The organism is uncultured Thiodictyon sp., from assembly GCA_903837595.1.
Classification (GTDB): domain Bacteria; phylum Pseudomonadota; class Gammaproteobacteria; order Chromatiales; family Chromatiaceae; genus Thiodictyon.
The window spans coordinates 1-19,312 of the sequence record CAILVI010000340.1 but is presented as its reverse complement, the minus strand read 5'-3'; the positions used below and the strand labels follow the sequence as shown (position 1 = coordinate 19,312).

14 protein-coding genes are annotated in these 19,312 nt (G+C 66.0%); 10 read left to right on the top strand and 4 right to left on the bottom strand.

Features of this window, described 5'->3' with window-relative positions; all coding sequences use genetic code 11:
* Window positions 1–95 precede the first annotated feature (95 nt).
* The 3 genes from traD to mobI all read right to left on the bottom strand — a co-directional run bounded on the left by traD (window position 96) and on the right by mobI (window position 5,305).
* Window positions 96–1,991 carry a conjugative transfer system coupling protein TraD gene (gene traD / locus QZY44_RS19150; protein ID WP_295449930.1) on the bottom strand — a complete coding sequence of 632 codons (1,896 nt, stop codon included), beginning with the start codon at window positions 1,989–1,991 and terminating at the stop codon, window positions 96–98.
* Window positions 1,992–2,071: 80 nt separating this feature from the next.
* Window positions 2,072–4,636, bottom strand: coding sequence for a MobH family relaxase (gene mobH, locus QZY44_RS19145; RefSeq protein ID WP_295449927.1), 2,565 nt, complete (start codon window positions 4,634–4,636; stop codon window positions 2,072–2,074).
* A 102-nt stretch (window positions 4,637–4,738) separates the two neighbouring features.
* A complete protein-coding gene (gene mobI / locus QZY44_RS19140; protein ID WP_295449924.1) occupies window positions 4,739–5,305 on the bottom strand; it encodes a conjugative transfer protein MobI(A/C) in 567 nt (188 codons plus the stop codon).
* 841 nt (window positions 5,306–6,146) lie between these two features.
* Between mobI and QZY44_RS19135 the strand changes: the two genes are divergently transcribed.
* The 10 genes from QZY44_RS19135 (at window position 6,147) to QZY44_RS19090 (ending at window position 17,649) form a co-directional block, all read left to right on the top strand.
* Window positions 6,147–7,142, top strand: a complete 996-nt coding sequence (locus QZY44_RS19135) for a ParM/StbA family protein (RefSeq protein WP_295449921.1) — start codon at window positions 6,147–6,149, stop codon at window positions 7,140–7,142.
* The gene (locus tag QZY44_RS19130) at window positions 7,132–7,398 is read left to right on the top strand and encodes a hypothetical protein (RefSeq protein ID WP_295449918.1); all 267 of its coding nucleotides are present in this window, start codon (window positions 7,132–7,134) and stop codon (window positions 7,396–7,398) included. The genes QZY44_RS19135 and QZY44_RS19130 overlap by 11 nt, the downstream gene beginning before the upstream one ends.
* A gap of 65 nt (window positions 7,399–7,463) precedes the next feature.
* Window positions 7,464–8,459, top strand: coding sequence for a transglycosylase SLT domain-containing protein (locus QZY44_RS19125; protein WP_295449914.1), 996 nt, complete (start codon window positions 7,464–7,466; stop codon window positions 8,457–8,459).
* A complete protein-coding gene (locus tag QZY44_RS19120; protein ID WP_295449910.1) occupies window positions 8,444–8,851 on the top strand; it encodes a flagellar transcriptional regulator FlhD in 408 nt (135 codons plus the stop codon). Before QZY44_RS19125 ends, QZY44_RS19120 begins: the two co-directional genes overlap by 16 nt.
* On the top strand, window positions 8,844–9,344 hold the full coding sequence (locus tag QZY44_RS19115) for a FlhC family transcriptional regulator (RefSeq protein ID WP_295449908.1): 501 nt from the start codon (window positions 8,844–8,846) through the stop codon (window positions 9,342–9,344). The genes QZY44_RS19120 and QZY44_RS19115 overlap by 8 nt, the downstream gene beginning before the upstream one ends.
* 73 nt (window positions 9,345–9,417) lie before the next feature.
* Complete coding sequence (locus tag QZY44_RS19110) at window positions 9,418–10,356, top strand: conjugal transfer protein TraF (RefSeq protein WP_295449905.1); 939 nt, start codon at window positions 9,418–9,420, stop codon at window positions 10,354–10,356.
* Between the two features lie 55 nt (window positions 10,357–10,411).
* Window positions 10,412–11,869 (top strand): conjugal transfer protein TraH, encoded by a 1,458-nt coding sequence (locus QZY44_RS19105; protein WP_295449902.1) that lies wholly within the window; start codon window positions 10,412–10,414, stop codon window positions 11,867–11,869.
* A gap of 67 nt (window positions 11,870–11,936) precedes the next feature.
* The gene (locus tag QZY44_RS19100; protein ID WP_295449934.1) at window positions 11,937–16,052 is read left to right on the top strand and encodes a conjugal transfer protein TraG N-terminal domain-containing protein; all 4,116 of its coding nucleotides are present in this window, start codon (window positions 11,937–11,939) and stop codon (window positions 16,050–16,052) included.
* Between the two features lie 227 nt (window positions 16,053–16,279).
* The gene (locus QZY44_RS19095) at window positions 16,280–16,567 is read left to right on the top strand and encodes a hypothetical protein (RefSeq protein WP_295449898.1); all 288 of its coding nucleotides are present in this window, start codon (window positions 16,280–16,282) and stop codon (window positions 16,565–16,567) included.
* A gap of 731 nt (window positions 16,568–17,298) precedes the next feature.
* Entirely contained in the window at window positions 17,299–17,649 is a 351-nt protein-coding gene (locus tag QZY44_RS19090; protein WP_295449895.1) for a hypothetical protein, read from the top strand.
* Window positions 17,650–18,107: 458 nt separating this feature from the next.
* On the opposite strand, the gene QZY44_RS19085 is transcribed toward QZY44_RS19090, so the two are convergent.
* On the bottom strand, window positions 18,108–19,076 hold the full coding sequence (locus QZY44_RS19085; protein WP_295449892.1) for an MvdC/MvdD family ATP grasp protein: 969 nt from the start codon (window positions 19,074–19,076) through the stop codon (window positions 18,108–18,110).
* Between the last annotated feature and the right edge of the window lie 236 nt (window positions 19,077–19,312).

Below are 19,312 nucleotides of genomic sequence, written 5' to 3'. Positions count from 1 at the left end.
ATCCGGCCACGCGATCTCGATCTGCATCAGGTCATCGCGCTGGGCGCGGCGCGTGAGGACCGCATTGAGGTGTTGTCTGCCCACATTGGCGGCGTTCACTCGGGGGCCGCCGCGACCATCGGTTCGGCCTGCGGCGTTGGCGGCAGTTCCGCCACCACCGGCACCTGCGCCATGGTGCCGACCGCTTCTCGCGGCGCACCCAGAATCGGGAGCCGTCCTTTCGAGACCCGTCCCCCCGACCACAGCGCGACATACTCGAAGTTCGGCAGTTGGCCCAAGAGCGCCGGGGGGAACAGTTCGACCTCCTCCTCCATCAACCGCTCGCCGGTGTTGCCGGTGTAGAGCAGCGGATTGGTGGAATCGGTGGTACTACCGTGGGCGGCCATGATGCTCACCACGCGGGCCATGGGCAGGCTCTCCGCGATATATTTCTGGGTCTCCGCATCGAGCACCCGCAGCGCCACGACATTGTTGATGTTGCCCAGGACCTGCCGGGCTTTATCGGCACTGCCGGTGCGGGCGGCGAAGTCGGCGAAGGTCTGGGTGGCGATGGCCAGGCGCAGGCCCGCGCCCCGGCCTTTGTTCAGCAGTTGGATGAAGGGGTCGTTGACCACTTCGGCGGCCTCGTCAATGAACACATTCACGGGTCGCGGACGCACCTGGTGGTTGTAGCGTCCACCGGCGACAGCGGTCAGATCGGCCACCAGGATGGACCCGATGGCGCTGCCGACCATGGTGTCGGAGAGTGAATCGAGCCCCACGTAGAGGACTTCGCGCGCCTCGATCACCTCGCTCATGGACGTGAGTCGGCGCGTCTCGCCGGGCGCCCCGGCGGCGGGGGACAGCAGCCCCTCCAGGTCCCCGGAGGTCAGCATGTTCAGGATCGGCATGAGACTCGCAATCATCTTCGAGAAGTGGACGGCCTCGTGTTCGTACATCCCCGCCAGACCCTCGATGACGGTCGATGGATTCTCAGGCGCCACCCGTTCACGGTAGTACCGCAGCAAGCCTTTGACGCGGGCCGCACCGTCGCGGGCGCGGGTCATCAGCAGCGTGGTCTCCTCCATCCACTGCGGACGATACATGGCGAAATATCGCATCAGCACGCGCTCGACCAGCGCCCCCGCACCACCTTCGAGGTAATGGCGCAGGGTCACCAGACTCGGTCGCTCATCGACCGCGAGCAGGCCCTGGACCACGTGGGAGAGCGCCATCTGCCCGAACGACTTAAAGGGATCGCTACCGGTCTCGCTCGGGATCAGGGCGGCCACGCGGCTCGCCAGTTCGGTGGCCCGGCTGAAGCTGTGCAGCGGATCGATGCGCACGGACTCGGCGGGAAAGGCCGGATGGAAATAGACGAAGCGCTGGGGTCTACCGGCCAGGGCACAGGCGCGCTCGGCGGTCCGGCGCAGGTCTTGGTCGCCTTTGGGGTCGATAATAACGACTGCCTCATCGCGCAACACGGCCTGGGTGACGAGAAGATCAAAGGCGCGCGTCTTGCCGGCACCCGTGGTACCCACGATCAGCAGGTGTCCTTCGATGTGCTCCAACGGGACACGCAGGTCCTGATCCCGCCCACCCAAGCCATGGATCCAGGTGGCGCCCATCCGCTGCGTATCGCGGGGCGCGAACCGCTCCGGTCCCTCACGCATGAGGTCCAGGGCCAATTGCGTATGCTTGGCCGTCCAGTCGAACCCCCACCCCATCCAGAGATCGCCGGACCACTGCGGCATCCGCGCGGCGAAGTCTGACGGGGCGATGAAGCCCAGCGGGTGCCCGCACAGAAACTCCTGGCGACTCGCCAGGCGCAGGGTACCGGGCACCCAGGTCAGCGCAATCACGAGCGCGATGCCGGCGAGCCAGCGGAAGGCCCCGCCATGCAGTGCCCACAGGTCCGCGGTGAACCAGGCGACCACGGCGACGGTGAGCCACAGGGCGAGTGCGCGCGCTTCGTAATTGGGGCGCCAGGGGTTGGCGTAGGTGACGGCCATCGGGTCACTCCTGGGCTACACCGGCAGCCCGCGCTCAGCCATGAGCACAGCAGCCAGGATGCGTACGCGCGGCTCCATTGTCATGCGACGTTCACCCCGCCATCGGGCGTCATCCGGCATCCCGGCCGGCGCATCAGCACGCGACGTAGGGTCTGCGGGTTGATGCCGGCCGTCGCGGCAGCCAGGGTCAGGTCGGCGGCCGTCAGCAACCCCTCCTCTCCCGGGTCACCGCCCTCCGGCGCTCGCTCAGCCCGCACGCTGGCGAGCAATGCGTCAGCCACCGCGCTGGCGCTGGTCAGCGCGGTCGGTTCCGGACTGGCGACGACCGTCTCGGTCGGGAGGGGGCGCGAGGCGTGAGCGGGTGCGGTCGTAGGCAGACGCGGGGCCGGCGGCGCCGGGGTCGCTGCGGGGCTGGAGACCGGAGGCGCCGCGGTCGGCGTCGGGCGGTCTGTCGGGGGCGCCGGTCGCGCGGCGCGACGCAACTCGGGTTGGGACCCTGCGGCCACGCCAGCGGCGGGTTGCGGGGCGGCCGTCCCTGGGCTGGCGGAACTCGCCACGACCGCGGGTGAGAGCAGGGTGCGGAAGTAGCTGCCCGCCTCTGCCTTCAGGTTCACGCCACGGCAGCCAGGGAAGCCCTCGATCTCCTGCACGCGCACATACGGCTGCATCGGATTGACCGTCAGCAGGTCGCCATCCCACAGGGCCGTCACCTGATCTTCGACCGCCGCCCCAAAGCCGTCAAGCCCCTGCGGCACCCGCACCCAGACCTGGACGCCTGACAGGTAGAGCAGGTCGGCGGCGGCGCGCTCGCCGGAGTCGATCGCCGCCGCCACGGCGAGTAGCAGCCGACCACCCGGACCATGAGGCGACGCCTGGAACCACGCCAGCGCGGCCTGCCGGGCGGCGGCCTCAGGGGACGGCGTCTGCGGTGCCGGCGGTCGTCGCGCAGGTGGGGTCGGTGCGGCCGACGCGATGACGGGTCGGGCACGAACGACCGGGCCAGACGCAACGGCAGGGGGCGCCGACGGGAGGATACACACGTCACGATGGCCTTGAGCGTCCGCAGGCCCGACGATGCCGCTGCGCTCCATCGCCTCGATCAGGCGTGCGGCCCGGTTGTAACCGATCTTGAGGTGCTGTTGCAGGTCGAGGATGGACGCGCGCCGACCAGCGATCACCTGCTGTATGGCCACGGCGAAGAGCGGATCGGATGCCGGTGCCTGGTCATTGGCCGCGCCGGGCACCGTGACCAGCGGTTCGGGCGGCGCCTCCTCACTGGCCGCCCAGAACGCACTGTCCTGCGCCGGCGCGTCGGGGTCCTCGTCATCGGGCGACTCGGCGATCTGCCCCGGTTCCCAGCCCCCTGGCGTCGCTGCGACGGGTTGAATCAGGGCGTTGGTGCCGCTCGGGACGGCAGCGCGGACCGCGGCCTCCCCGGAGAGCGCGACCGTCTCCGGCACCGCCCCGGACAGCACCAATCCGGGCGAGGACAGCCGCAAGAGGGTGAGAGTGATGGGCTTGCCACCCTGCGCCAGAATGGCCGGGGCCAGGCGCCAGTAGCGGCGCACGCCATCCCCCTCCCCCGGCGGCACGGCCGTGCCGCGCTCAATCAGGATGTCGGCCAGGGTGTCGGGGTGCCGCGGGATGCCGGGGACGCGATCGGCGGCCAGGAGGGCGACGATCTCATCACCGCCTTGGGGCCACACCACATGCAGGCCCCCAGCCAGCATCCAGAGGCGCGCGCCGGGGGTGTTGATCCGCCAGGTGCCATCGCGCACCAGGCGGGCCATCGCATCGATCAGGTAGCGCTCGATCGGGACCCCCAGCGAATGGGCCTCGGGGTCGATCCGGTTGTCCTTGAGGTCGCGCGCCACGCTCGCGGCGTCGGCATTGCGCACCAACACGGTCAGGGTGGCGTGCTCCTGCTGGCCGGCCACCGCGTCGACGAGCGCGTTCATGATCGCCGGGTCGGCCCCGTAGAGCCGCTCAATGGTCTCAGGCCCCAGGATACGCTCCAGGACCATCATGCCGGCCGACGCGTGCCGGTTGTGCTGGCGATCACGCCAGTGCAGAAAGTAGCTGTCGACCTGGTGTCGCGCCGCCCACCCGGGGATGGTCTCCTGCATCGGCGACCAGGTGACCGTGCCGTCGCGGTCTGTGACCGACAGGTCGCTGAGCGGCTTGCCGATGTCGTGGCAGAGGCCCGCCAGGGTCGCCGCGAGGCGCCACAGCGGTTCGTGGATCACGCGCTCGCGGGGCGCGCGGTCCATGGCAAACACCTTCCCGGCGCTCGCCTGGCCAGCCAGGAAGCCGACTTCGAGTCCGTGGTGCAGCAACCCGCCCGCCCCCCGGTGATGGTGCGCTGCGGAGGCCGGCAGCAGATGCACGTAGGCCACGTAGCGATCCACCACCGGGCACACCCATTCCTCATACTGCTCCGGGGTGCAGCCGACGGCGTAGCGCAGCTTGCGGATCAGTTCTGCCTGGGTCGCGGCCACCTGCGCCGAGGCCACCAAGGGCAGACCTTGGCGGAAGGGTGGATAACGGGGTATCTCGGGACGCGCCACGACGGGCGCCGGGGTCAACGCCGCGGCCGGGCTGGGCGCTGCGGTGGATGTTTTGAAGCGACGGAGGAACTTGATCATGGCGCCCATGGTGCCAGGCAGCGGGGCCGGGGCGTGAGCGCCCAAGGTGACACTTACGAGGGGGGTTTGCGGGAGGTGCCGACGGCCGGCCGGCGTGATCGCTTAGGCCCCGTGCGCACGCAGGTGTAGCCGCTCGCGCAGCGCCCGGGCGGTGCGCACCGCCGCACGCAGTTGCGTGCGCACCTGCGAGACCTCCCTGACGGCCCGGCGGATCGCGGCGAAGTCGTCCTCCGCCGCCTCAATGATCGGTCGCTGCCAGTCCCGCGCGACCTTTCCCAAGGCGCTACGCGGGTAACGGTCGCCATCCCCTTTCTTCACGTACTCGGTGAAACAGGCTTTGCCCTGCGCCTTGTTGACATAGCGGTATGTACACCACTCGATGGTGAAGGTGCCCGGGGTCGCCCGGCTGCTGTGCTGCTCCTTGATCCGTACCCCGATCCGGCCCCACTCGCTGCGCGGGCGATGCTGACCCGCCGCCTGCTGATCGGCGTCGAACCGCCACTGCACCTGTTGCGCTTGCTGGCGCAGGCCGTCGAGTTCCCCCTGTACCCAGGCATCGAGGGCCGGCGCAATACTGGGTTCGTCTCCCTCCTGCTCGCCCGGTCGTGACTCGGCACCGCACGCATCCCACGCCACCACGTCCCGGTTGACCTCGTTTACCACCCGCATGCCGCCCCCCGTTGTTTCCGCGATATTATCTTTTGGAAAACACCCCCCGCTGTTTTCCCAGGTCGGCGCCCGCCACCCTGCGTGGCGCGATGGCCGGTGGGGTGTTTTCCCAGGCGATGCGTTTCCACGCGTGTTTCCACAGCCGCATTTTGCATTGTTATCTGTCCGTTATGAGCCGCCATCCGGTGGCTTGTTTCCTGAGGCACTGGCCATCCGAGCCGGTTATCCCAGGTGCTTTGACCACCGATCACGTCAGTACCGGCGCCATTCATGAGCTGACCTGTGACGACTGTGTTATGCCATGCCGAACCCTCCCGCCGGTGTTTTCTCACGTCCATTATTGACCTCTTTCTCATACGCTTACCGCCGCTTGCGGGGCGCTTTGTTTTCCCATGCGCGGGCCGGCATCCCGTGTTTTCACAGGCGCTGATGGCTGGCCAATAACCGCTATTTCGGACGCCCTTGTTTTCTCATATAGATCCCCGCCTGCCGCGTTTTCTCATTACGCTTCCATCATGCTTTCATACGCTTACTCTGATCCTATGATGACGCTGTTTCCCCATGCGGCGCGCTGGGTTCGGCGTTTCCCCAGGTCACACGAGTCTAGCTGAGGCGGTGGGCTTGTTCAACGCGCGTTCACCTCCCGCATTCCCCCCTCCAAAAGGGCACCTTGCGCTATCACGCCTGCCGGTCAATCGGTGGCACGATGAATGGCCCAGAGTCGACTTGGCGTCGACCTTTCGGCGCTATTCGCTGCGTCAGCACCCGGCTGACGTGCTCACTGTGCCGAGAGTCGACTTTCTGTCGACCATTGGGCTCACGCTTGCTATCGGGGTACCTCATGTTGGTCATGGCTTTGGACGTCGGCTACTCAAATCTGAAACTCGCGGTCGGCCAGGCCGGTGCGACGCCCCGCGTGATCGTGCGCCCGGCCGGGGCGGCACCGGCGGACCGGTTGGGCGAGCGCCTCGGGGGCGGCGGTCCGGGCGCGGCCGAGGCGGCACCCGTGATCGTGGAGATCCGGGGCCGCCGCTGGGCCGCCGGGATCGAGCCGGGGCGCTTCGAAGCCGGCTGGGCGCGCTCCCTGCACGAGGACTATGCCGGGACGGACGCCTACCTGGCGCTCGTGCTGGCCGCACTCGTCCTGACCGGGGAGTCCACCATTGATACGGTGGTGACCGGGCTCCCGGTGAGCCAGTCCCAGGACCCCCGCCGCCGCGAGGCATTGCGCGCCCTGCTCGTCGGGACCCACGACACCAGCGCGGGACCGGTGGCGGTGCGCAACGTCCGGGTCCTTGCGCAGCCGGTGGGCGCTTACCTGGATCTCGTGTGGTCCGCGACGGACCCGGCGCTGTTGGACCGCATCGCGACGGGAACGGTGTTGGTCCTGGATGCCGGGTTCTACTCCTTTGATTGGGCGCTGGTGGTTGCCGGCGACCTGCGCCGCTCCGCCTCCGGTACCAGCCTGGAGGCGATGTCGGTGCTGCTGGAGCGGGCGGCGAAACGGATCGCCGACGACCACGGCGGCAAGTCGGTGCCGCTCGGACTGGAGGCCGCGGTCCGCGCCGGGAAGGCCACCTTCCTGCAGGCCGGTCATGCCGTCGCGCTGCCACCGCTGCTGGAATCCGTCGCCCGGGAGGTGAGTACCGTGGCCCTGGAGACGCTGCGGCAATCGTTGCGGCGGGAGCACACCAACATCGACCTGGTGGTGTTGGCCGGTGGTGGCGGGGAACTCTACGGCGGGGCGGTCGGCAGCCTGTTCCCAGGGGCTTCCGTCGTGGTCTCCAACCACCCGGTCGCGGCCAATGTCCGGGGGTTTTTCCGGCATGTCGCCTAAACGCGAGGACGGCGAGGCGTTACGACGCTTCTCGGTCAAGGTCCCGGACGCCTACCCGGAGCTCCTGGCCGACCTGATGGCGCTCCCGTCGCGCGCCCGCCCTGAGCGCCTGCGCACCCTGGCCCTGATCGGACTCATGGCGCTACGCGGCGGGGTCGCCAGCCACGCGCCGGCGCAGGCCGCCGCGCTGCCGCTGGATGCCGGACTGCAAGAACAGCGGCTGCGGCTGCTGAGCGCGATCGGCTCGGGCGAGTAGGGTTGGAAGCGGATCAGGTCCCGATACCACGCCTCGACACGACGGCAGCTATTTCTGAAAGGTCTATGTTTATATCATTTTTTCGTGATACTCTGCCAACCGGTCTGGCGCGTGCCCTGATGTTGTGGGTGGCGCTGGTGACCGCACCGGCCGGCGCCGCGGCCCCGCCCATCGAGCTGGCCGGAACCGAATGGGCGCGCGCCGCGCAGAGCCAGGCCATTGATCCGGTGCTGCTCTATGCGTTAGCCCTGGCGCGCACGGGCACCCTGGAGGCGAACACCGCGGTCACGCCGTGGCCGTGGACGCTGACACGCCAGGGCGAGGCGCAGCGCTACCCAGACCACCCGGCGGCACTGCGCGCCCTCGCGCAAGCGAGCCCAGACCAACGCGCGGGCCTGGAGCTCGGGCTGATGGCCATTTCGCTCACCCGGTGGCGTCATCGCGTGAGCGATCCCTCTGCGCTGTTGGACCCGGCCGCCAACCTGCGCCTGGGCGCCGCCATCCTGGCCGACAGCCTGCGCGCCACCCCGAATGACCTGGAACTGGCGGTGGGTCACTTCGCCCATGCCGACCCCACCGCGGCCCGCGCCTTCGGTCAGCGCGTGCTACGCATCGCCCACGCCCTGGGGATGCGGGCCGGGACCAACCGCGCCGGCCGCGACCGACACGTCCTGGTACGCCCGCTCATCACGGCGGCGGCCCGTCGTCACGGACTCGACCCGGCGTTTGCCTTGGCCATCGCCCAGACCGAGAGCCACTTCAATCAAGCGGCCACCAGTCGCCGGGGGGCCCGGGGCGTCATGCAATTGATGCCCCGGACCGCACAGCACTATGGGGTCGATGCCGGGGATCTGGAGCAGAACATCGACGGCGGGGTGCGCTACCTGCGCGACCTTGCGGAACGTTTCGGCGGTAGTCCGACGCTGGTCGCCGCCGCCTACAACGCGGGAGAAGACGCGGTACTGAAGTATCGACGCCAGATCCCGCCCTATCCGGAGACGCAACACTATGTGCCGCAGGTCGTGGCGGCACGGGAGTATTACGGATGCATCAGCCAGTAAGTGCCCCAAGCAGTCACCGGTCGCCCGGCACTGAACTCGTCGCCATTGATCTGCCTGGTCGGGACCTGAAGCAGACAGCGGCCGAGTGCCCGGCCGACCGCCACGGCGACACCATCCAGCGCCTCAACACCAGCTATTTGCTCGCTGCCCGGGAGGTCGCCCGGGAGAGCGTGCTCTCTGCCTGCGCCGTCTTCGGCGTCACGTCCGAATTGGCCAACTGGCTGGCGAGCGCGACGATCGAGGAGGTCCTGGGCCTCGCGTCGCTGCGCATCTGCCTCTTCTCCCTGCGCTTGCCAGCGCGTGCCCTCGCGCGCAGCCATTGCGCCAGCCGCCAGGTCCCGCTGCCGCTCGTCGCCATGCACGCCGCCTTGAGCACGCTCAGCGATGGGTGACCTGGGCACCATGGAGGCGTATCACACGATGACCCTGGCCATTGCGATGGTCCGGCATCGCGCCAAGATCGCGCTGATCCACGCCGGGACCAACCTCCCGCGCCGCGCGTTGCGCAGCCTCTACCACGCGGTCCATGGCGAGTCCCCGCGCGGCGGTCCCCTCCCCACCTCGTTCGCCAACGTCATGCGCAGTCGCGGGCAGCAGGTCAACGCCTCACTGTATGCCGCCTTCTATACCCAGTTGGGCGCGGGCGAGACCTATCGTGCCGTCGATTGGGCGGTGCTCGTGCGCGCCTACGACCTCTATCTGGGGATTGCGCAGTCGAGCGCCGCCGTACTCGACATCAATCAAGCCTGGGCGCTCGCCGCTGACTTCAAGTCCGGTGACGCCAACTTGCTCTACTGCGCGAGCTGCCACGTACCGTATCTGGTCGTCACCGATTCGGTCTTTGGTGAGACGTGCCCGTTTTGTTCTTTATATGACCGCCAATAGCCATCCCCTCGCCCCAAGCGCTCCGCAGGAAGAGCTTTCACGGCGGCGCCCCCGCGCCGTCGTGAGTGGGCTCGTGGGACTCAGTGTCCTGCTGGCCGCCACCACGGTGCAGACGGCCCCGAACCCCTTTTATGGCGGCAAACGTCAGGGATGGTTCTGGTATGAATCGCCACCCCCTGCCCCACCGCCGCCCGTTGAGCCCGCCGAGACCGCCCCCGCGCCCTCGCCCTCGCCCCCCGCGCCGACGCCCCCTCAGGTACGGGCCCCGGCCGGACCGGCGCCGCTCTCCGCGCAATGGTTCCGCGAGAATCTCGGGCGCTATCGCGACGCCGCGATCGACAACCCGAGCCCGCAGAACGTCCAGCTGTACTTCTATCTCCAGCGCGTGGCCATGGACAAGTCCTCGCAATTCGCCAAGGTGTCCGAGCGCGTGGTCCAGGGCGACCCGAACCTCGATGAGGTGACGCAACGGCCCACCGCCACCTTCGGCGCCAACCTGGCCAATCGCCAGGGCGGCCTCGCCCGCGATGCGGTGCTCAAAAAGGTCGCAGGGATGGCATCCCTGTGGTTCTTCTTCCGCTCCGATTGCCCCTATTGCGAGGCGCAAGCACCCCTGCTGCAACTCTTGGAGAAAGAGTACGGCTTCGCGATCGTGGCGATCTCGCTCGACGGCGCCCCACTGCCCAGCGGGCGCTTCCCGAACTTCCAGATCGATCGCGGGCAGGGCCAAGCCCTGGGGGTCACCTCGACCCCCGCCACGTTCCTCGCCCGACCGGAGATCCCGGCCCTCGCCCCCCTGGCCCAGGGCCTGCTGGCCTTGGCTCAACTGCAGGAGCGCATCGTGGTGGCCGCCGTCCGAGAAGGGTGGATCAGCGAAGAGGAAGCGAGCCGCACCACGGCCATCGTGCAGCAAACCGCGCTCGATCCACAGCAGGTACAGGGCGCGTTACCAGACGATCCGGCGGCCCTGCTCGCCCGGTTGCGGGCACTGGCGCCACGCAGTGGGCGTTAGCGACACGTCTGCGATTCGACCACCGACCACATTTATCTTTTTCTTGGGGACTTCTATGGCCGCCACGCGTCATCTCGGGCGTTCTTGCTGGGCGCTCGTCGCCCTGACCGGCATCGCCTCGGCCACGCTCGCCAGTGGTCTGAAAACGCAGTCGGAGTTGATGTTCAACTCCATGCTGAACTACACCAGTCCGACTGCGCACCTGGAACAGCGCCGCGGGGTGGTCGATGGCGGCTCGGTGGTGGCGCGTAACCGTGTCATGAATGCCTCCCTGTGGAGCATCGTGCCGCCCTCGGTCTCGGCCGGTTGCGGGGGCATCGACATGTTCGCGGGCAGCTTCAGCTTTATCTCGGGGGCCCAGTTCCAGCAGTTGATGCGCAGCATCGCGGCGAATGCCCCGGGGTACGCGTTCGAGGTCGCGCTCGAGGCCATGTGTCCCTCCTGTATGCAGACGATGGAATCGCTCCAGCGCAAACTCCAGGAGCTGAGTTCCGGCATGGTCAACTCCTGCCAACTGGCCAAGGGCTTCGTCAACGATGTGGCCGATGCCTTCGATGTCGCCCACAAGGACAAGACCTCCTTGCTCGCCGATACCCAAGGGTGGGTCAGTGACACCTTCCAGAGTCGCACGACCACCACCGGCAACGACTCGGTGGGCATGACCGTGACCCACATGACCGATGAGCAACGCGGCGCGGCCGATCTGCAGGGCAATCTGGTCTGGCAGGCACTCAAACGGCGCGGCGCGGCCGGCTGGTTCGCGTCGGGAGACGACGACCTGCTGGAAGCGATTATGAGCATTACCGGCTCCGTGATCGTGGGGTCCCCGACCCCGGCCCCGGACGGCAAGGGCCAAAGCTACCCGACGAAGCCGTTGCCAGGCAATCTGATGAAGGTCGCCGATCTGCTATGGGGCAGCCGCTCCAATGATGCCACCGGCACCGGGGCCGTGGACAGCAACCATGTGGTGTTGCGCTACCGGTGTGACGCCCCGGGCGAAAACCAGTGTCTGGCGCCGACGCCGATCGCGGATACGGCGCTGATTGGGCTGGTTCAGTACACGAAGAAGGTCCTGGTCGGGGACCCGCAGAACGGGGGCCACGGCGGGTTGATCGATAAATTTCGCTACGGCACCGGACCGGTGACCGCGGCAGAAATGGCGTTCATGCAATTCGCGCCCAACGGCGTCGCCGCCCAACTGCACAATCTGTCCAGATACAACGCCGGCATCGCGGCCAACTTCGCCGACGAGGCCGCGCCAGTCATCGCGCTAGAAATGGCCAAGGTGATCATCGACGACCTGGTCCGTGCCGCGGAAAACGCCATGGTGCTGCAGGCCAATACCTATGCCAAGGAAGCCCTGGCCCAGATCAAGTCGGCGAAAGAGCAGATCCACCGTGAATACGAGGTGGTGGCGCAACGCTACGGCAACGTGCAGACCGTGTTGGCGCATTACGAGCACCTGGTCGCCACGATCAAAGGCAAAGACACGACCGACGCGAGTGCCGAATAGTGGGCTTGCGCACCCCCGCTTTCATGCTCCGCCCGCCACGGTGTCGCGTTTCCCAGAGGATCGGCTGATGTACACGATTTACTCCATTGGCGATGCCGCCTTCCTCACGGCCGTCCTCAACGCCGTGGCGATGTTGTCGGGGTCCGGGGACATGAAGCAGTTGGCCGGGATCGGCTTTCTGTTTGGCATTATCCTGATCATGTTCCAGGGCATCATCCAGGCCAAGCCGCCCCAGCTGCAGAATGTCTTGGTGGCCTGGGTGATCTACATGGCCATGTTCGGCCCGACGGCCAAGGTCATGATTGAGGACATCTACAACGGCCAGGTGCGGGTGGTCGACAACGTCCCGCTGGGCCCGGCGTTCGTCGGCTCGGCGATGTCGCACATCGGCTATGGGACGACGCGCTTGTTCGAGCAGGCGTTCTCCACCCCGACCATGACTGAACAAGGATTTCTCGGCGCCCTCGAAGCGATGGCCGCCGTGCGCAAGGGGACGCTCTCGCGCAACGCCCTGGGCGCGGCCAACAGCCCCACGCCGGGCGCCAACATGGATCGCACCCTTACCAACTACATGGCCGAGTGTGTGCTCTACGAGGTCGATATCGACCAACGCTCCCTCGACGACCTGATGCGTAACCCCAGTTGGGCGACCTTGGGGCCACAAACCACGATGAACGTGCCGACCACCCAGGTGTGGCTCGGTGGCGCCCCGCAGACGCTGCCCTGCAACGAGGCCTGGCCGAAGCTCCAGTCGTACATCGCCACCCAGTTTACCCCGGCCCTGCGCAAGTCCCTGGCCGCCACGCTGTCATTGCGCAGCAGCGCGGAGGTGGACGCGAAAGTCAGCAGCGCGCTGACGGCGATCGGTGCCAACCAGACCGATGCCCAGAATTACATGGTCATGGCCGCCATGACCCCGTACTTGGCGAAGGGCCGCGCCCAAGCGTTGCGGGAGATCCAGCACTGGAACGAGGCGGTCATGGTCGAACAAGCAGCCCAGCAGCGCAACACGCAATGGGCCGGCGAAGAGAAGATGTTCAAGCGCAATGTCCGACCGCTGCTGAGTTTCCTGGAGGCGGTCCTGTACGCGGTTTCCCCGCTGATGGTCTTCGCCATCGGACTCGGGCCGCTCGGCTTCGGCTTGGTCGGGCGCTATCTGCTGTTTGCGCTCTGGATCCAGCTCTGGCAGCCGCTGCTGGCGATCGTCAACCTGTTCCTGATGATGACCATCCAGGGCAAGATGTCCGCGCTGCAGGATGCCGCGCTGGGGGATCTGGTCTTTCCATCGTTCTACGCGATGGCCAAGGCCGACGCCCTCATGATCGATTATCTCGGGACCGGGGGCATGCTGGCCGCGAGCGTGCCGGCGATCGCGCTGATGTTGCTCTACGGTTCAGCGATCACGGCGACCAGTCTTGCCGGTCGGCTACAGGGCGGCGACCACATCAACGAGAAGGTTGTGTCACCGGATGTGGTGGCACCGGGAGCGGCGCTGTCGATGCAGGCGCTGCAGGATCATGGCTCCGTGCGAGGCACCGCGGCGCCGGGGGCGGAGAATGTGTCCTGGACCGCGAATGTTGGCCAGGACACGCAACGCGAGTTGAAGTCTAGTCAGCAGGCCAGCGAGCGGGCGAGTGCGGGATTCGGCAAGGCCCTGGGGAGTGCGGCCAGTGCGACCGCTTCACGCAGCGGTGAGAGCTTTGACTCACATGCAATTAATTGGAATTATGAAGGATCGAAGAGCCGGACTGATCAGGCGCTCATGCAGACTGCGGAAGGATTGAGTAACAAATACAGTGATAGCGGCGTGTCTTCGAGTGAGATGGCCTCGGTGCTTGCAAGTGGTATTGGGGCCGGCAGCGGGAACCTTGCAAAAGCAGACATCGAAACGAAATTGAGGACGCAATACGGGGTCAAGAATGATCTCGCTGACACAATGGCCGCTGACATTTCAACAAAAGCGACGTCTGACCAGTCGTTTCAGTCGCGCCTTTCAGAAGGACTCAAGCTGGATTCTCAGAGTGGCACAAAGAATGTCTTTACTTCCGGCCTGAATACTGATGAGTCAACCCGTCTGACCCGCTCCGCCGACGACGTACTCTCTGCCTCACGCAGCCTTGATCGCGCCGAGTCGATGTCCGCACGATTCGGCACGCTCGGATCATTCAACGGCGTCCACACCGGTGCGGCGCTGGCCGAACCCCAAAACCATGCGTACATGGAGCGTATGCAACGGCAAGTCGATCGCTTTGGCTTGGGCGGGGATCAGCAACGCGAAGAACAGCGCCTGCTGCGCGGCGGTGCCACCGCCGACCCGGAACAGGCGCGCGGGATGGCGGGGATGGGCCTGCTACTCGGGCACACCGATGGCGATCGCGTCCACCGCATGAGCGCCGACGAACGGACCGCCGCCAAAGAGGCGGGCATGGAAATCCTGGGCGGGGCCTTCAACGTCCAAACGCCACAGGGGATCAATCCTGGCCGCCATGCCGATTTAGAGGGGTCGGCACCAACCTTCGGAGGCGCGCGGGCGGCCGTCGATGGGGCTGGACTGCGTGACGTCCGACCGGACGCGGCAGGTCTTCAGGACCAACTCGCGGAGCACCGCGCGGGCGTTGAACATAACGGCGGCCTCGGTGCCGTCGATCAGTTCGTCGCCCAAGGTCAGCAAGGATTGGCGGGCTTCAGGGCGAGCGGGCAGACGGCCCTGCGTGGCGAAAAAGGGGCTAACCTCGGCGCCACCATCGCGCAACACGCTATGTTGCCTCGCCCGGCGGCGCAACTTGCCCAGAACCATGCCGGCGGACTCGCCATTCAAGTCGCAGAAACGTTGGCCCTGACAGACGCTGGCGTGAGCGGCTTGGCGCGCGAGTCGGTGGCCGGTCTGAAGGCATTTGGAACGTCGTTGGCGGACGGTCAAGGACTCTCGGGGTCGATCGCCGCCGGCAGGGCGGCAGCTGGCAGCGAACCTGGTTGGTCAGGTGCGAGGGAGACGATGGTTAACGCGCGCATGGACCAGGTGTCTCATTACGGGTTGACACCGGCGCAGACTGCACTCTATCGGGAGGCGACCGGCTCGCTGCTGGCTGACCTTCCCAGTGCTGCCCAACAAACGGCCCGGCAGGCGGTCATCAACGAGGCGGGGCCCGGACTTGGGGGGCATGTTGCTGAGTTGATCGAGCGCTCGGCGTCCTCCCGCGACGACAGCGATTTGCGCCTGATCGGGGCCTTCAACGAACAGACACAGGGGGCGCTCGGTTCCGCTCAAAAAAAAACTGAGCCGCCCGTAGGAGGGAGCCCCACGACGCTGTTGTCATCACCGATGGGCAGAGCTGGCGGCGTCACCGAGACCTCTGGCTTCGGGATGCGTGTCCATCCGATCACTGGCCACGCCGCATTCCACGCGGGCGAGGATCTCGCAGCACCGGTGGGCACGCCACTGGTGTCCGTGGCCGATGGAGTGGTGACGTTCGCGGGATCGCGCGGAGGATATGGTAATTTGGTTGAAGTGACGCACCCGGGAGGGCTGGTGACGCGGTATGGCCACACCAGCGAAATGTTCGTCACACCTGGACAAGCGGTTGCTGCCGGGCAGAGAATCGCTGCCGTCGGTTCGACCGGGCGCGCGACCGGACCGCATGTCCATTTTGAGACGCGCATGGACGGCCGTGCGGTCGATCCGGCGACCGTTCTTGGCCGACAGGTCCCTGCACACATCCCGGGACCGGTTGGCGGCGTCGCGCAAGCTGGCCGCGCTGAGGACGAACCTGGACCGTTGGAGGCACCCGCCGGGTTGCGGGATTTCTTTCGGGAGGTCGAGCAGCAACACGCGTTGCCAGCGGGAATGTTGACCGCCGTCGCTTCGGTCGAAAGCCAGTTCCGGGCAAATGCTGTGTCCAGCGCGGGCGCACAGGGCATGTTCCAAATCACGCCTGACACCGCGAAGACCTTCGGTGTTTCTAACCCTTTCGACCCGCGTGATGCCGCGGTGGGGGCAGCAAAAAAGCTGGCCAGCGATTACCAGAAATTTGGCAACTGGAACTACGCCGTCATGGCTTACAACGCGGGGACGCAGCGTATCGAGGATTATCTGGCCGGGCAAGGCAAGCCGCTGAAGCAGGAAACGGTGGACTATTTGCCAAAGACGGTTGAAGCGTTTCGGCGCGTCAATGGACATGCATGAGTGCGACTAGCCGCTCGCTAGCCATGCACGTTCCTAAATCTGAGCTGAAGTTTCCGGCTTTTCCAGGGGGCGTACCAGAAGGGCGGGGGGTTACGCTGGGGGGATTTTCGAGGGGTTTGCGTAGATCCAGCCAAACCCTGCGAAAACTCCCGGCCCCAAGTGCCTGGCCCTGGGCAGCTTTCAGAACCCGGAAACTTCAGATCTGAGAAACCTCGAGAGAACACCAAATGCGCCATTTCATCCGCCGCTTCGTCAGCGCCATCCGTACCATACCGCGACGGGTTCGGTTGATTCTCATCGCTCCTGTCGCGTTCATCGCACTGCTCGTGATCGACGCCAGATTGGCTGTCTTCGTTTTCTTGTTGGTGCTCGGAGGACTTGTGGTTCGTGAATTACTGACATCCCGCTCACGCCATTACGACAGGGTGCGCAGCAGCAACCCTTCGACCGGACTAAAGATGACCGGAATTGCGATGGATTCTGGTGGCTTTTTTTATGGCGAGAAATCGCTTTGACTTCTCGATCTTGCCCCCCGGAGCGATCGGCCGGGACTTCCATGAAACTAGAGAACCACCGATCCAACTCCGCCAAGAAACGCTGAGGCATAGTTATTCCTCGGACAAATAGACTTCGCTCTTCCATGTCTTGCATGATCCCGAAAAGCAAATTTGACCCCATGTCCAGAACAGTTTTCTCCCGAATCTAAGCTACCGTACCCACATTCATCGCAGCGGTTTAGTGCTGCCCCAGGCGCGGCGGACACCCCTCCGACCTGCTCGCAGACTTCGTCAACGCGCGCTCTGCCCGGAGCCCCGTACCTGACTCCGACAGGCGAGCTACCACGGCGCAAGCGTCCCCAAAAAGAGACGCAGTGGCAATCTGACAACAACGCCCCCACGTTCGTGATTCGCGATCACTGGCGCAGTTCCCGCTCCACGCAGCGCAGCAACTTCTCCACCGCCACTCCCAGGCCCCGACACAGACCCGGAGTCCTCCCGTTCCGGTTCCCCCGTACTCCGCTTGCTCGCATCGTCGCGCATGGCGATCTTTTCCATTGCCGCTTTAGGCCTGGGTCGGCAAGAGTACGCATCCTTCCCAGCACGATACCAGATCGGCGGATCGCTGCTGTGAACCTCAACATCTCACTCCACAGGAAGCACCCACGCGTTGCCTGACGTCGAGTAAGACTGGCCTATGTGATGCGCCTTCGATTCGTTCTTGTTCTCCCTCAAAGAGACCCTGTCTTATGAGAAACCTCAAGCAAGATTCACTATTCAAAGCATCCAACAGCCACGTACTTCCAGTTGATGCCAATACATTGCTGCGGGTCCTGCTAACCGACGGTTACGAATCCGGTTACGTCCGTGGAACCCAGGAAGGGACAGAATTTGTCAAATCCCTTCGATTCAGAAAGGCGAGCGGGCAAATTATCGTCCCCAGCGAATTCGGACGGATTATCGAACGCTCCATGATCCGCTGGGATGCCGCCGGTGGCCGCGACATGTCGATCCAACCCCTCGCGCAGCGCACCGCAGAATTCGAGACCGTACGCGGGGAGATGTATGGATTCTCCGCAGGACTGATAGACGCGTTTTGACACCATCGCGCGGGCCGGAGCATCCGGTCCGCGCCCCCCTTTTCCTCGGCATCGGCAGCGCACGGGACTGATCAGTCGCCGAATGACGCGATGTTGCCGCGGCGGAATCCCGATGAGACAATCATGCTGCCTCGAGCCTGCTCGGCGACCTCTCCGCCACCACGAAGCCCAAGCCGAAGCGCGGTCCCGCTGCACCAGACCTGTCAGCAACCGTGGCGCCCGCTGGCTCATGCAGCCCCATCAACCGCTCAGGTGCCGTCTCCCAACATCAACCACCGTCCTTCTTCCCACGCTACACACGGCAACTGACGCACCCATGGCTTTGATATAAAAGACGTTCGTTGCCTACAGGGCGAGGTTCTTGTCAGTCGATCCCTGGCGGCTCCTGGAGCAGGGTACGTATCTGCAACAGGCGTAGGCGTATCGTTCCAAAGATCTTCAGACCCCTTGATCCGCGCCTAACCCTCCCTGCATCGCGGGGCACAAACCCCCGTGAGCAGGTCCGTGATGGCCTCGCTGATCGGCAGCTTCGCGCCCTGCTCGATGAAGTGAAAGAAGGGCAGGGTATTGGCTTCGATGAAGGTCAGTTCGCCCTGGGCGTCCTCGACAAAATCGAAGCCCGCGAACTGCAACCCGATGCGGTCGCAGTAAGCCAGCACCGCCCGCGCCACCTCCGGGGGCAACTCGGCAGGCGTGAAACCGGCGACGAGCTCGGGGCGGCTGCGCCAGTCCAGCGTCTCGCCGGCCCGGACGGCCGCGCAAAACAGGCGCTCGCCGACCACGGTGACGCGCAGATCGCGCACCTTCGGCAACCGTTCCTGAAAGACCATCGGGCAGAGGGCGAGGGACTGCTCATCGGCGAGGTCCTCTTGCGTCAGCACCCGGGTGAAGCCGCCGATCTGGGCGCCGTCCGCCATCGCCTCGACGCGCACGCTTTCCACCATCTTGGACACGACACCGTGCGGGCAGGCGGCCGCGAAGTCGCGCAGGGACTGGAAGTCGTTGGTGATCAAGGTGCGCGGCGTGCGCAGCCCGAGCGCCCTGGCGATGGCCAGTTGGCGCGGTTTTTCGGGGGTGCGGGCCAGCACGTCCGGGGAATCGAACACCGGCAGGCCCGACGCCTCCAGGAAGGTGGACAGGGTGGCCGCGGCCTGTTGCCGGATGGCCTCCGCGAGGTCGGCGCGCAGGTGCTCGGGCAGGGCGTCGCCGGGGTCGGCATGACGCAGCCAAATGCTTTGCACACCATCGAGCGACGGCGCGGTGGCATGGTAGCCGTGTTCGTCGAGCCGCACGGCGAGGCGCTGCTCGACCGGAAAGCGGTCGGCGCGCAGCATGGCAAGCGTGATACCGCGACGCCGCAGCGCCGCGTCGACCAGGCCGATGCCCAGGTCGTTGGTCGGATCGTTACAGACCAGCAGAACGGACATAGCGGGGAATTCCTGGTTGGTTCGTGTGCAGGGAAGGGAGAGGCTGCTCGGGGGATTGGGGGCGCTCTCGGGTCCTGGGAGCGCCCCCCAGGCACGAATGGCGCTAAGTTAAGCCGCGCTCCTTTCTCAATCAGTCGGTTACCGTTGCGATTTTTTGCCAGAAAGCGGCGTATTCAGCGCTGTTTCTTGGGGTGGCCGTTCTTGCGAACCTCCTCCTGCGCGATCCGCCGGGGCTT